15 protein-coding genes are annotated in these 12579 nt (G+C 58.6%); 3 read left to right on the forward strand and 12 right to left on the reverse strand.

The features are described from left to right. Positions 1-16: 16 nt before the first annotated feature. The 3 genes from rpmI to thrS are packed head-to-tail and all read right to left on the reverse strand — an operon-like array spanning position 17 to position 2745. Positions 17-211, reverse strand: a complete 195-nt coding sequence (gene rpmI, locus C4J94_RS17650) for a 50S ribosomal protein L35 (RefSeq protein WP_002553160.1) — start codon at positions 209-211, stop codon at positions 17-19. Positions 212-271: 60 nt separating this feature from the next. Further along, entirely contained in the window at positions 272-823 is a 552-nt protein-coding gene (infC, locus tag C4J94_RS17655; protein WP_015884933.1) for a translation initiation factor IF-3, read from the reverse strand. After that, complete coding sequence (gene thrS / locus C4J94_RS17660) at positions 823-2745, reverse strand: threonine--tRNA ligase (protein WP_124387351.1); 1923 nt, start codon at positions 2743-2745, stop codon at positions 823-825. Before thrS ends, infC begins: the two co-directional genes overlap by 1 nt. A 366-nt stretch (positions 2746-3111) precedes the next feature. On the opposite strand from thrS, the gene C4J94_RS17665 reads away from it, so the two are divergent. Next, positions 3112-3426 carry a hypothetical protein gene (locus C4J94_RS17665; RefSeq protein WP_124387352.1) on the forward strand — a complete coding sequence of 105 codons (315 nt, stop codon included), beginning with the start codon at positions 3112-3114 and terminating at the stop codon, positions 3424-3426. Positions 3427-3715: 289 nt separating this feature from the next. Further along, positions 3716-3928 carry a cold-shock protein gene (locus C4J94_RS17670; RefSeq protein ID WP_003234260.1) on the forward strand — a complete coding sequence of 71 codons (213 nt, stop codon included), beginning with the start codon at positions 3716-3718 and terminating at the stop codon, positions 3926-3928. A 72-nt stretch (positions 3929-4000) separates the two neighbouring features. Here C4J94_RS17670 and C4J94_RS17675 read toward each other — a convergent pair whose 3' ends face one another. Both C4J94_RS17675 and C4J94_RS17680 read right to left on the reverse strand, forming a co-directional pair. Next, on the reverse strand, positions 4001-4321 hold the full coding sequence (locus tag C4J94_RS17675; protein ID WP_124387353.1) for an I78 family peptidase inhibitor: 321 nt from the start codon (positions 4319-4321) through the stop codon (positions 4001-4003). A 144-nt stretch (positions 4322-4465) separates the two neighbouring features. Next, positions 4466-4771, reverse strand: coding sequence for a hypothetical protein (locus C4J94_RS17680; protein ID WP_124387354.1), 306 nt, complete (start codon positions 4769-4771; stop codon positions 4466-4468). Between the two features lie 153 nt (positions 4772-4924). Here C4J94_RS17680 and C4J94_RS17685 point away from each other — a divergent pair, with 153 nt between their 5' ends. Then, positions 4925-5131: a hypothetical protein gene (locus C4J94_RS17685; protein WP_124387355.1), complete on the forward strand. Its 207-nt coding sequence runs from the start codon at positions 4925-4927 to the stop codon at positions 5129-5131. Positions 5132-5164: 33 nt separating this feature from the next. Here the strand turns inward: C4J94_RS17685 and C4J94_RS17690 are convergent, their stop codons facing one another. The 7 genes from C4J94_RS17690 to C4J94_RS17720 are packed head-to-tail and all read right to left on the reverse strand — an operon-like array spanning position 5165 to position 12132. Beyond that, positions 5165-6193 carry a nucleoside hydrolase gene (locus C4J94_RS17690; protein ID WP_124387356.1) on the reverse strand — a complete coding sequence of 343 codons (1029 nt, stop codon included), beginning with the start codon at positions 6191-6193 and terminating at the stop codon, positions 5165-5167. Between the two features lie 26 nt (positions 6194-6219). Then, positions 6220-6624, reverse strand: a complete 405-nt coding sequence (gene rbsD, locus C4J94_RS17695; protein ID WP_124387357.1) for a D-ribose pyranase — start codon at positions 6622-6624, stop codon at positions 6220-6222. Then, positions 6621-7538, reverse strand: coding sequence for a ribokinase (gene rbsK / locus C4J94_RS17700; protein WP_124387358.1), 918 nt, complete (start codon positions 7536-7538; stop codon positions 6621-6623). Before rbsK ends, rbsD begins: the two co-directional genes overlap by 4 nt. Before the next feature lie 23 nt (positions 7539-7561). Further along, positions 7562-8584 (reverse strand): LacI family DNA-binding transcriptional regulator, encoded by a 1023-nt coding sequence (locus C4J94_RS17705; protein WP_124387359.1) that lies wholly within the window; start codon positions 8582-8584, stop codon positions 7562-7564. Positions 8585-8587: 3 nt separating this feature from the next. Beyond that, complete coding sequence (locus C4J94_RS17710) at positions 8588-9565, reverse strand: ABC transporter permease (RefSeq protein WP_124387360.1); 978 nt, start codon at positions 9563-9565, stop codon at positions 8588-8590. Further along, positions 9562-11115 carry a sugar ABC transporter ATP-binding protein gene (locus C4J94_RS17715; RefSeq protein ID WP_124387361.1) on the reverse strand — a complete coding sequence of 518 codons (1554 nt, stop codon included), beginning with the start codon at positions 11113-11115 and terminating at the stop codon, positions 9562-9564. Before C4J94_RS17715 ends, C4J94_RS17710 begins: the two co-directional genes overlap by 4 nt. A gap of 57 nt (positions 11116-11172) precedes the next feature. Continuing rightward, the gene (locus C4J94_RS17720) at positions 11173-12132 is read right to left on the reverse strand and encodes a sugar ABC transporter substrate-binding protein (RefSeq protein ID WP_124387362.1); all 960 of its coding nucleotides are present in this window, start codon (positions 12130-12132) and stop codon (positions 11173-11175) included. Positions 12133-12579: the final 447 nt, after the last annotated feature.

Below are 12579 nucleotides of genomic sequence, written 5' to 3' on the forward strand. Positions count from 1 at the left end.
ATTCTTGATCCAAAAATTAACGAAGGCGCAGCATGCGCTCGACTTTTGCCACGTCAGACGGATGCAGCAAGCTGCTACCGCGCAGTTGACGCTTACGCTTGGTCGACATTTTGGTCAGGATGTGGCTCTTGAAAGCGTGCTTGTGCTTGATACCGTTAGCAGTTTTCAGAAACCGCTTAGCAGCACCACTTTTAGTCTTCATCTTTGGCATGTTCGGATACTCCGCATTCAGTTGATAAACATAATCAGAAGGCCTGCCGTGCCCTGTTGATTACTTCTTCTTTTTCGGGGCGATGACCATGATCAGTTGGCGTCCTTCCATCTTAGGATGCTGTTCGACCGAACCGTACTCGAGCAGGTCAGCTTCAACCCGCTTGAGGAGTTCCATCCCCAGCTCCTGGTGGGCCATCTCACGGCCGCGGAATCGCAAGGATACCTTGGCCCTGTCCCCATCACTCAGGAAACGTACCAGGTTGCGCAGTTTTACCTGGTAATCCCCTTCCTCCGTCCCTGGACGAAACTTGATTTCTTTTACTTGAATCTGCTTCTGGTTCTTCTTCGCTGCGGCAACCTGTTTCTTCTTCTCGAAGATCGACTTGCCGTAGTCCATCACCCGGCAAACGGGTGGGATTGCATCGGCGGAAATTTCCACCAGGTCCAGCTTGGACTCTTCTGCAATACGAAGCGCTTCATCAATCGAGACGATGCCAATCTGCTCGCCATCAGCGCCAATTAACCGAACCTCGCGTGCCGAGATATTCTCGTTGATCGGGGCTTTCGGTGCAGCTCGTTTATCTTGTCTCATTTCACGCTTAATAATAATTACTCCGAATCTGGGCGACCACGCCGGGAAACCGCTTGCGCGAGGAACTCAGCGAACTGGGCGACGGGCATCGAGCCCAGGTCAGCACCTTCACGAGTACGCACAGCGACAGTCTGCATCTCGACTTCCCGATCTCCGATAACCAAAAGATAGGGAACCTTGAGCAAAGTATGCTCGCGGATTTTAAAGCCGATCTTTTCATTTCTCAAGTCGGACTTGGCACGAAATCCGCTTTCGTTGAGTGTTTTTTCAACCTCAGCGGCAAAATCTGCCTGTTTATCAGTGATATTCATGATCACTGCCTGGGTCGGAGCCAGCCACGCAGGGAATGCACCCTCGTAGTGCTCGATCAGGATCCCGACGAACCGTTCGAACGAGCCGAGGATCGCCCGGTGCAGCATAACCGGGTGTTTACGGCTGTTGTCTTCGGAGACGTATTCGGCTCCCAGACGGATCGGCAGGTTAAAATCGAGCTGCAGGGTACCACACTGCCAGACGCGACCAAGGCAATCTTTCAGCGAGAACTCGATCTTGGGACCGTAAAACGCGCCCTCTCCAGGTTGCAGATCGTACGCAAGGCCCGCGCTGTCGAGTGCTGCGGCCAGTGCAGCTTCGGCGCGATCCCACAGCTCGTCGGAACCGACGCGCTTTTCCGGACGAGTGGACAGTTTCATCTCGACCTCGGTAAAACCGAAATCGCGGTAAACGTCCATGGTCAACTTGATGAACGCGGCGGATTCAGCCTGCATCTGTTCTTCAGTACAGAAGATATGCGCGTCGTCTTGGGTAAAGCCGCGTACACGCATGATGCCGTGCAGCGCACCCGATGGCTCGTTGCGGTGGCAGGCACCGAACTCGGCCAGGCGCATTGGCAACTCGCGGTAGCTTTTCAGGCCCTGATTGAACACCTGCACGTGGCAAGGGCAGTTCATCGGCTTGATGGCGTAGTCGCGGTTTTCCGACTGGGTGGTGAACATATTGTCGGCGTAGTTGGCCCAGTGCCCGGATTTCTCCCACAGGCTGCGATCAACGACCTGCGGGGTCTTGATCTCAAGGTAACCGTTTTCACGCTGAACCTTGCGCATGTACTGCTCGAGCACCTGGTAGAGGGTCCAGCCGTTCGGGTGCCAGAACACCATGCCCGGCGCTTCTTCCTGGAGGTGGAACAGGTTCAGGCGCTTGCCGATCTTGCGATGGTCGCGTTTCTCGGCTTCTTCAATACGCTGGATATAGGCAGCCAGCTGCTTCTTGTCGGCCCAGGCGGTGCCGTAGATCCGTTGCAGCTGCTCGTTCTTCGCGTCGCCGCGCCAGTAGGCGCCGGACAGCTTGGTCAGCTTGAACGATTTGAGGAAACGCGTGTTCGGCACGTGCGGGCCACGGCACATGTCGACGTATTCTTCGTGGTAGTACAGACCCATGGCCTGCTCGTCCGGCATGTCTTCCACCAGGCGCAGCTTGTAGTCTTCGCCACGAGCGGTGAACACATCGATCACTTCGGCACGCGGCGTGACTTTCTTGATGACGTCGTAATCTTTTTCGATCAGCGCGTGCATGCGCTGCTCGATCGCCGCCAGATCGTCCGGCGTGAAAGGACGCTCATAGGCGATGTCGTAATAGAAGCCTTCGTCGATGACAGGGCCAATCACCATTTTCGCGGTGGGGTACAGCTGCTTGACCGCATGGCCAATCAGGTGCGCGCAAGAGTGGCGAATGATCTCCAGCCCCTCTTGATCCTTGGGCGTGATGATCTGCAGGGTGGCGTCGGAGGTGATCAGGTCACTGGCATCGACCAGCTTGCCGTCGACCTTGCCGGCCACGGTGGCCTTGGCCAGGCCTGCACCAATGGATGCGGCGACCTCGGCTACGGAAACCGGATGATCGAACGAACGTTGACTGCCGTCGGGTAGAGTAATAGTTGGCATGGCGCCTCCTCTCCTAGTGGTGACCCCTACCAAAGGTCACGTGGGTTGGGATGAGCCAGTACAAGATCCAACACCAGGCCGCTCAATACTGAACGCCTGCCTTACAGCGGCAGGAGCCTTTCGGCCAACCGATAATCGAACCAGAGTGACTGGAGTGAACAAAAAAGAGCCTGGCATGGCGGCAAATGGCGCGCCTGGAAAAAGCCAAGCTCACGATGCTAGCACAGATGAACGGTCATCGCGCCGACGCAGCCTGCGGTAAAAGCAAATTCCATGCTTTATGGCCGCAAAAGTGAACTTGAGCTGTACGCCATGCCTCAAACACCCCGAGAATCGCCGTTCGTCCTCGACCCAAAGGAGCATCCCATGATGCGTTTTACCTCGACCCTCGCCCTCGCCGCTTCCCTGGCATTCCTTTCGCTCGGCGCGCAAGCCGCGGCGCCTTCGAATTGGCCGGCGGGCGCCCGTGACGCCTTCGTCAATGACTGCAGCGCTGCGGCCAGCCAGAACGTCGACGTCAAAACCGCCAAAGCCCACTGCGAATGTGGCGCCGACAAGATCAACGCAGAATTGAGCACTGCGGAAATCAAGGAATTGATGACCAATCAGAACGCCAGCCCGGAGCTGAAAAACAAAGCGGTCGCGGCTATTTCGTCCTGCAAAGTCGTGAAGAAAAAGTAAGAACGCTCACTGATCGGGCGTCTTTATTGCCAGAAAAACAGCCCTAAAACGGCTATTTCTCACAAATTATGCAGGTTTTACGGCTTTTTTTAACAGCTGATATTTCGCACCAAAGCCCCGTAGATCGGGGCTTTCAGCCAAGCCAGGCACTAAACGCAACGCTATTGATTAGCAAACAATGCCTTGGGGGGGCTCCCAAGCCGAACATTTCGACTATGATAGCCCTGTGTGCCCAGTTGGCCTGAGCAGCACAGCACTACTGAAAATATATGTTTCTTGGAGATACACCATGTCTAATCGCCAAACCGGCACCGTTAAATGGTTCAACGATGAAAAAGGCTTCGGCTTCATCACTCCTCAAGGTGGCGGTGACGACCTGTTCGTACACTTCAAAGCTATCGAAAGCGACGGTTTCAAAAGCCTGAAAGAAGGCCAAACCGTTTCCTTCGTGGCTGAGAAAGGCCAAAAGGGTATGCAAGCTGCACAAGTTCGCGGCGAGTAATACTCCGCTGAGCTAAAAAAACCCCGTCCATGTGACGGGGTTTTTTATGGGTACTGCAAAAGCCAGACGCAATCAGCCGCAGTTGACCCGCGTGATCACCAGATTATCGTCGGTGTTCAGGTTCAAGCGGTCGGAGCGATATTCCAGCGTGATCATGTCATTGGGCTTGAGGATACGGGCATTCTGCGCACCGGCACGCGCACGTGCCTGCTCCAGCAGTTGAGGCGAGGCTTTCTGGCCGATCGTGAACTCGGCGGCCTTCGACTCACAGCGGCTATGACCAGCATCGGTCACGGTGGCATCTTTGCCTGGCTCAGAGGCACCCGGGGTGCTGCAACCCGCCAACGCGAGTGCTGCCAACAAAGTACCGAATGATGCGAGCTTCCAAGGCATGAAGCCTCCTATGATAAAAAATGGACAGAGATCGTGCGACAGCGATTGAGCCGATTGGTTTCAAGACGTTAACGCCTCACGCCCAAGTCTGCCTGACTCAGGCCAGGCAAGCGTCCAGTCAATCGTGACTGGATATGAACATGCTCAGTAGATATCGATGTAGTCCGACGATGGCGTTGGCCAATTCTGCTTGAGCGCGTTGAAAATCTGCATCACCCAGACTTCGTCATTCGCGGCCACGTTCCCCACATAACCGGAACCCTTGGCCCAGGTCTCCAGGCGAAACAGCAGACCTTCAATATCGGCGCCCCCTACAACGCCAGAAGAGATGTAGGCGATGCCGGCCTTGGTGACCCGCAGTTGGGTGTGTTCATCGTCACTGGCGCTGGCAAGCAGTTGGCGCACGGCTACCAACGTAAGATTCTCGGGGTTGTTCAAATCGATCTGCACGCGGTGTTTCCCGGCCAATAAACAAGGTAACAGTGTCGCACAGCCCCTTCCTCATGCCTAAGTCGCAGTGCCAACTCCCGTGCAAAATGCTTAACTGCGCCCGTTGCAGCCGCGCGCCAGCATCGCCCAGTACCTAAAACCCGTGAGATCCCCATGACCACCGTAACGCTCCAAGCCGACATCAAAGCCAAATGGCCCCAAGGGCAAAGCTCCTACAGCCCCGGGAGTCCGGAGGAGCTGGCAATCATCGGTATCGACCTGCTGGTCAAGGAACTGGGCACCCAGGGCGCGCAAGCATTTGTCAGCCAGGTCTTCGAGAAATACCCGGCCGACCACCCAGGCGCGCAAGAGCACGAATAAGAACCGGCCGGCGAACGCCGACCGGTTAGGGTTTTACTTCAAGCGCGCCAGGCGTTCGGTCAACAGATCGAAGAAGCCCTGGGCGTCGCCATTCTCGACCCAGAATGCGTTTTTGTCCTGCTTCAGGCCATCGTACCAATCGACGATGGTCTGGCCGAAAGTCGGACCTTCACGACTGTCGACAACCACGTTGACCTGGCGACCGCTGAACAGCGACGGCTTGAGCAGGTAGGCGACCACCGTGGCGTCATGCACCGGCCCGCCAGGAATGCCGTAGTGTTCCATGTCGCCCTTGACGTACTCGTTGAGGATATTGCTGACAACCTTGCTTGCATTGTTGTTCAGGTCTGCGATTTTCTTCAGACGCGCCTCGCTGGTCAGCACCTTATGGGTCACGTCCAGCGGTAGGTAGGTCAGCTTCACACCGCTTTTAAGCACAATCTCAGCCGCCACCGGGTCGGCGAACAGGTTGAATTCGGCCACCGGCGTGATATTGCCGCCATTAAAGTGCGCACCGCCCATCACCACCACTTCCTTGATGCCTTGGGTAATCTCTGGCGCCTGGGTCAGTGCCAGGGCCAGGTTGGTCTGCGGGCCGAGCATGGCGATGGTGATGCTGTGGGGCTTGGCGGCGGTCAAGGTCTTGATCAGGTAATCCACGGCATTGCCTTCAGCCAGGCCTTGCTTCGGCTCGTGCACGGTCACGCCGGAAATACCTTCCTTGCCGTGGATGTTTTCGGCATAGATCGGCTTGCGCAGCAACGGCGCTGGGGCACCCGCGTAAACCGGGATGTCCTCACGCCCTGCCCACTCACGCGCCAGGCGCGCATTGCGCGAGGTTTTGTCCAAGCGCACGTTGCCAGCCACGGTGGTCAGCGCGCGGATACTCAGCTCTTGCGGCGAAGCCATGGCGAACAGCAAGGCAACCACGTCATCGGCGCCCGGGTCGGTGTCGATGATCAGGTCGATTTTTTCCGCCGCCTGGGCGCTTGCAGCTGTGAGTGCGGACAAAAGCAGAACACTCCGGAACAGGTTTTTCAGGGATGGAAGACCACGTTGCATAAAACACTCCTTGTCGTAGGGGGACTCTAGAAGGTTACGCCGGAGACCAGCGCGATATTGCAGTAAGGCTGACATTCGCCGGTGCGCACCACGGCGCGCGCCTTGCCACTCAGTTGCTTGAAGGCCTCATGGCTGAGCAGACGACGCTCGCCAAGGGCAGCTTGTCCGGTAAGTGCATCGAGTTCAATCAGCGCCGGCGGCTGCTTGAGCAGGATTTCTTCAGCCAGCACGTGGCTTTCTACCTGCATTTCGCTGAGCACGACGCGCAGGGTGCTGATGAAATCCGGGATGCCCTGGGTCAGCGCTAGGTCGATCAATTCGACGCCGGGCGGCACCGGCAGGCCGGCATCACCGATGATCAGGATGTCGCCATGCCCCAGCGACGCGATCACGCGTGACAGGGCGATATTGAGCAGAGGTGTCTTTTTCATGCGGGCACAAAACCTTGTACGTCGTGCAGCGTAGGAATGGAAGGCTGGGCGCCGGCACGGGTCACCGACAACGCCGCCGCGACCTGGCCAAAACGGATCGCCTCGGCTTCGCTTTTGCCTGCGGCCAATGCCGCAGCAAAGCCACCGACGAAGGTATCGCCGGCCGCCGTGGTGTCCACCGCCCTGACCTTGGGCGCGACCAAATGCTCGAAGTTGCTGCCATCAGCAAACAAGGCACCCTGGGCGCCAAGGGTAATGATGACCTTGCCGGCGCCAGCCTTGATCAACGCTGTCGCGGCAAGCCTGGCGCTGTCGAGGGAGTCGACCGCGACGCCGCTCAAGGCACTGGCTTCACTTTCGTTGGGAATCAGGTAGTCAATAGAGGCATACCACTCGGCCGGCAAGGGTCCACTGGCGGGTGCCGGGTTGAGGATCACCGTCTTGCCCAGCTCGTGGCCGCGCTTGAGCGCATGCCCGACGGTTTCCAGCGGCACTTCGAGTTGGCAAATGATTACGTCGGCCGCCTGTAACACCGCATCGCAGGCTGTCAACGACGCGGGCGTCAACCGTCCGTTACTGCCCGCCACAATCACAATCGCGTTCTGGCTGCTGTCATCCACCACGATCAACGCGACACCACTGGAGCCTTCCACCGTGCTGACGGCCCGGCAATCGATACCTTCGACCACTAGCGCATCACGCAATTGGTCGCCGTAGGCATCGGTGCCGACGCAACCGACCATCGCAACATCCGCACCCAGGCGCGCCAAGGCGACCGCCTGATTGGCGCCCTTGCCACCGGGAACGGTGGAGAACGTCTGGCCAATCAGTGTTTCACCGGCACGCGGCAAGCGACTGGCGCGGGTGACCAGGTCCATGTTCAAGCTGCCTATTACCACTACTTTTGCGGGCATACTTCAGTACTCATCAATTCGGTTCAGCGGTATTGGGCGAACACGCCGGCCAACGCCGCCGTCGACTCACGCAAGACAATACTCGGCGTCACGATGCGTTGATCGATCGGCAGTTGGGGTGTCGCTATACGTCGCAGTAATAACTCGGCCGCTGTCTCACCCAACTGCACGATCGACTGCCCGACCGTGGTCAACGCCGGATAGACGTAACGGCCCATTTGAATGTCATCGAAACCAATCACCGACAGCTCACCCGGCACGCGGATATTGCGCTCTGCTGCGGCGCGCAGCACGCCAAACCCGATCATGTCGTTGCAGGCAAAAATCGCACTGGGCGGCTGTTGCGCGAGCAGTTGCACGGCGGCGGCATAACCGCCGGTACTGGTGAAATCACTTTCGCGGATACGCTCAGCTGCTACTTCAACACCGGCTTCGCGCAGCGCACGGCGATACCCTGCCAAACGCATTTGCGCCACGCGAGTATGCGCGGGGCCGGCGATGCAGGCGATGTCGCGATGGCCCAATTCAAGCAGGTGCCGGGTCGCCAGGTAAGCGCCCTCTTCATGGTCGATGCGCACCAGGTCGACATCGATACCGTCCAGCGCCCGGTCGACAATCACCATCGGCGTGCGCACCGCACTCAAGCCAGCGGCGAGGCCACTGTCATCGCCGCCTACCGAGGTCACGATCAAGCCGTCGACGCGTTTCTCCAGCAGCACGCGCAAGTAGCTGCGCTGCTTTTCGGCGTTGTCGTCGGAGTTGCAAAGGATCACGCAGTAGCCATTGCGCTCGCAGTAATCCTCGATGCCCCGGGCCAGTTCGGCGAAATACGGGTTGAGGCTGTTGGGCACCAGCAGCCCGATCGTCGCTGTGGTCTTGGCCTTGAGTGAGCGCGCGACCGCACTCGGCACATAGTCCAACTGCTTGATCGCCGCTTCGACCTTGATGCGCACCGGCTCGCTGACCGGGCGCGTCTTGTTCACCACATGGGACACCGTGGTATAGGAAATACCCGCCAGTGCCGCCACATCCTTGATCGTTGCCATGGATCAGCCCCGCCGACTGGCGCGCTGGCTGCGGTAAGTATCAAGGACGACGGCGATCACGATGACCGCACCGGTGATGATGCGCTTTGTCGGTTCGGTTGCGCCGATCTGCGCCAGGCCCGCCGCCAATACCGAAATAATCAGCACACCAAAGAAGGTGCTGATGACCGAACCGCGCCCGCCCATAAGGCTCGTACCGCCGATCACCACCGCAGCAATCACTTGCAGCTCAAGGCCCGAGCCGGCATTCGGATCCGCCGCTTCCAGGCGCGAGATCTGGAACAGCGCGGCCACACCGGCCAGCAGGCCCATCAGGCTGAACACCAGGATCTTGTAGGGCTTGGGGTTGATACCCGCCAGGCGCACCGCTTCTTCGTTGGTACCGATACCGATCAGGTAGCGACCAAACACGGTGCGGGTCAGCACCAACTGGGCGGCGATGATCACCAGCAACGCGATGATGAACGACGGCGAGATCCCGAACGCAATCGGATTGGACAGCCAGGCAAACGAGTCACCGATATACGCGGTGCGCGATCCGGTCATCTGGTAGGCCACGCCCCGGGCCATCTCCAGCACACCGAGGGACACGATAAAGGAAGGGATCCGCCAGGCCACGGTAATGGAACCGGTGAGGGTGCCGGCCAACGCAGCGCAACCCATGCCCAGCACGGCGGCCGGCAATACGCTCCAGCCCCAGCTCAGGATCGCCACGCTGACCGCTGATGCCGCCAGCGCCAGTACCGAACCTACCGACAAGTCGATGCCACCGATGATCAGGATGAACGTCATGCCCACCGCCAACACCATCAGGTCGGGAATCTGATTGGCCAGGGTGCTGAACGTGTCATAGGACAGGAAGTGGTCGCTGAGTACCGAGAACAGCGCAATCATCGCCAGCAACGCACCTGCCAGCCCCAGGTACGTACCCAGGCCGTAGAAGTTGCCGCCAGTCTTACCGGGGGAAAGGGTTGTTTTCATGGGGTATTCCTAGGCGCTGTATCGTTGAGCAGCGCATCACGTTTCTGATAGCCGGCAAACGCGGCGGCGAGCAATTCGTCCTGGGTCCAGCTGTCGCGCTCGAATGTTTCGATCAAGCGTCCGGCGGACAACACGCCGATGCGGTCACAGATCAGCATCAGCTCGCGCAGATCACTGGAGACCACGACCAGCGCTTTGCCCTGGCGTGTCAACTCGCCGAGCAAGGCGTAAATGTCGAACTTGGCACCGACGTCAATGCCTCGGGTGGGCTCGTCGAACAGCATCACCGAACAATCGCGCTCCAGCCAGCGGCCAATCACCACCTTCTGCTGATTACCGCCCGACAACTCGGACACCAACTGCGCCGGGCTGGAACTGCGGATACGCATGGCATCGATCTGGCGCTTGGCCAGGGCGGTTTCATCGCGGCTGTTAACCAGCCCGCCCGCGGAGATTTCCGGCATGTTGCCCAGGGCGATGTTGGCGCTGATGGACTGGGTCAGCAGCAGGCCTTCGCCTTTGCGGTCTTCGGTGATCAGGGCGATGCCATGACCGACCGCGTCGACCGGGGAGCGAATGCTCACCACATTGGCCTGCGGCCCCAGGGCCACCGTGCCGCTGTCGGCCAGGTCGGCGCCGAAAATCAGGCGCAGCAACTCGGTACGACCGGCGCCAATGAGACCGGAAATGCCATAGATTTCGCCGGCACGTACCTGGAAAGACACATCGCGGACTTTGTCCGAGCGCGTCAGGCCTTGAACCGTCAACGCCGGTTCGCCGATGGTGCGCGGGCCGAGATCGATGTGCTCGCCCAGCTCGCGCCCCACCATCAGCGTGACCAGTTGCTCACTGTTGTAATTGGCCATCGGCTCGACACAGACCAGCTGGCCGTCGCGCAATACCGCAATGCGCTGGGCCACACGGGCCAGTTCTTCCAGCCGGTGCGAAATATAGATAATCGCCACGCCCCGGGCCTGCAGGCGGGTGATTTGTTCGAACAGCATCTCGACTTCACGGGCAGTGAGCATCGCCGTGGGTTCGTCGAGAATCAGTACGTGGCAGTCGCCGATCAGGTTGCGCGCAATCTCGACCATTTGTTGATGGCCAATACCCAGGCTGCCCACCAGCGTGTCCGGATCGATGGCGTCCAGGCCAACCTGGGCCATGGCTTCCGTGGCGGCTTTGCGCAGCTGTTTACGGTTGATCCAGCCGCCCTGGCTGGGCAGGTTATGCAGGAACAGGTTTTCAGCCACGGTCAGCGTGGGCAGCAGGTTGAGCTCTTGCATGACCATGCGCACGCCCAGTGCTTCGGCGTGGGTGCGGCTGGCGGGCTGATAAGCCTGGCCATTGAACTGCATGTTTCCGGTGGTCGGCGTGACCAACCCGCCGATGATCTTCGACAAGGTACTTTTGCCTGCGCCGTTTTCACCGGTCAGCGCCAACACTTCACCACGGTTGAGCGTGAGCGTGATGTCGGACAGAACGGGTTGGGCATAGGTCTTGCCGATACCGCTGACCGAGAGGACAGCGTTCGGGGCGGAAGATGACATAGGAAAATCTCCAGGCGCCCGCTCAGGACGAACGGGCGCTGTTGGCTACTGCCGCAATTACTTCTTGAGAACGAGTTCGACCGGGGTTTCGATCACGCCATCGGTGGCATCGACCTTCTCGCCCTTGACCAGCTTCAGCGCATTCTGGATGCCGAACACGGCTTGCTGGGCGGCGGCCTGGTCAGCGGTTGCCAGCACGCGACCGTCCTGCAGCATCGGCTTGATGGCTTCGATGTTGTCGTAACCCACCACCAGCACTTTACCGGCCTTGCCTGCCGCACGTACGGCAGAGACGGCGCCCAGGGCCATGTTGTCGTTACCGGCCAGCAGTGCCTTGAGGTCCGGGTATTCGCTCAGCATGGCCGATGCGACTTTCTGGCCCTGGTCGATTTCCCAGTTGCCGGATTGAGTGGAGACGATCTTCATCCCGGCGGCATCCATCGCATCCTTGAAGCCTGCGGTGCGCTGCTGGGCGTTGGTGGTGGTCGGCACGCCTTCGATGATACCGACCTTGTCGCCTGCAGCCAGTTGCTTGGCCAGGTAGTCACCGACCAGCTTGGAGCCTTTGCGGTTGTCAGGGCCTACGAAGGGAATGTCGAGTTTCTTGCTTTTCAGCACGTCCGGGTCCAGGCGGTTGTCGATATTGACGACCTTGATGCCGGCGTCCGAGGCTTTCTTCAGCACGGTGACCAGCGCCTTGGAGTCGGCGGGCGCAATGACGATGGCGTTAACCTTGGCCAGAATCATCTGGTTGACGATGTCGATCTGCGCGCTGGTGTCGGTTTCGTTTTTGATGCCGTTGGTGATCATGTCGAAGTCGGCGGCGTGGGACTTTTGGTAATCCTTGGCGCCCTCTTGCATGGTCACGAAAAATTCGTTGGCAAGGGACTTCATCACCAGGCCAACCTTGGGCTTGGTGGCAGCGTCGTCAGCGAAAGCAGAAGAGAGAGGAAGGGCAGCGGATGCGGCAGCAAGCACAGCGACAGCAAGAAGACGTCCTGCAAATGGCAGCTTCATGGATGTACTCCGATCTTATGATTATTGTGAGCAACGCTCGCAGCAAAGAAACGTCTCGCAAACGTTTGCGTTAGCTGAACTATGAGAACCTTGTTGAGATTTGTCAACGGCAAGCACTCACCTTTCATTCTGAATCCGCCCATCAGGTTGCCGCCGTCTGAAATGACAGGATCGGCGCAGGCTTAACACCTATCCCGAGACAAACCCCTTCAGAGTTTTCGGACAACCGAACACCGAAGGTTCTCGCGTTCGGAAAGCCGGACGATGCCGTGCCGGACCAGCCTGGAATATCAATTTTAATTGTTTTAAATCAACAGGTTAATTTATATAACCGACGACCATTGGATTGGTACAAATCATGCTCTTTCCCAGCACCTCGAGGCGTTCAGAGTCGCCCGGGTGTTCTGGATGAACCTGCTACCGCACTCATCAAAAACCAGAGAGAAA

Origin of the sequence: Pseudomonas sp. R5-89-07 (assembly GCF_003851685.1) — a bacterium.
In the GTDB taxonomy this organism is placed as follows: domain Bacteria; phylum Pseudomonadota; class Gammaproteobacteria; order Pseudomonadales; family Pseudomonadaceae; genus Aquipseudomonas.

Bases quoted from the DNA above. Each gene is read 5' to 3' on its own strand.
- rbsD (WP_124387357.1), bottom strand. From the start codon at position 6,624: ATGAAAAAGACACCTCTGCTCAATATCGCCCTGTCACGCGTGATCGCG.
- rbsK (WP_124387358.1), bottom strand. From the start codon at position 7,538: ATGCCCGCAAAAGTAGTGGTAATAGGCAGCTTGAACATGGACCTGGTC.
- C4J94_RS17715 (WP_124387361.1), bottom strand. From the start codon at position 11,115: ATGTCATCTTCCGCCCCGAACGCTGTCCTCTCGGTCAGCGGTATCGGC.
- C4J94_RS17690 (WP_124387356.1), bottom strand. From the start codon at position 6,193: ATGCAACGTGGTCTTCCATCCCTGAAAAACCTGTTCCGGAGTGTTCTG.
- C4J94_RS17665 (WP_124387352.1), top strand. From the start codon at position 3,112: ATGATGCGTTTTACCTCGACCCTCGCCCTCGCCGCTTCCCTGGCATTC.
- C4J94_RS17720 (WP_124387362.1), bottom strand. From the start codon at position 12,132: ATGAAGCTGCCATTTGCAGGACGTCTTCTTGCTGTCGCTGTGCTTGCT.
- rpmI (WP_002553160.1), bottom strand. From the start codon at position 211: ATGCCAAAGATGAAGACTAAAAGTGGTGCTGCTAAGCGGTTTCTGAAA.
- C4J94_RS17675 (WP_124387353.1), bottom strand. From the start codon at position 4,321: ATGCCTTGGAAGCTCGCATCATTCGGTACTTTGTTGGCAGCACTCGCG.
- C4J94_RS17705 (WP_124387359.1), bottom strand. From the start codon at position 8,584: ATGGCAACGATCAAGGATGTGGCGGCACTGGCGGGTATTTCCTATACC.
- C4J94_RS17685 (WP_124387355.1), top strand. From the start codon at position 4,925: ATGACCACCGTAACGCTCCAAGCCGACATCAAAGCCAAATGGCCCCAA.
- C4J94_RS17670 (WP_003234260.1), top strand. From the start codon at position 3,716: ATGTCTAATCGCCAAACCGGCACCGTTAAATGGTTCAACGATGAAAAA.
- C4J94_RS17710 (WP_124387360.1), bottom strand. From the start codon at position 9,565: ATGAAAACAACCCTTTCCCCCGGTAAGACTGGCGGCAACTTCTACGGC.
- thrS (WP_124387351.1), bottom strand. From the start codon at position 2,745: ATGCCAACTATTACTCTACCCGACGGCAGTCAACGTTCGTTCGATCAT.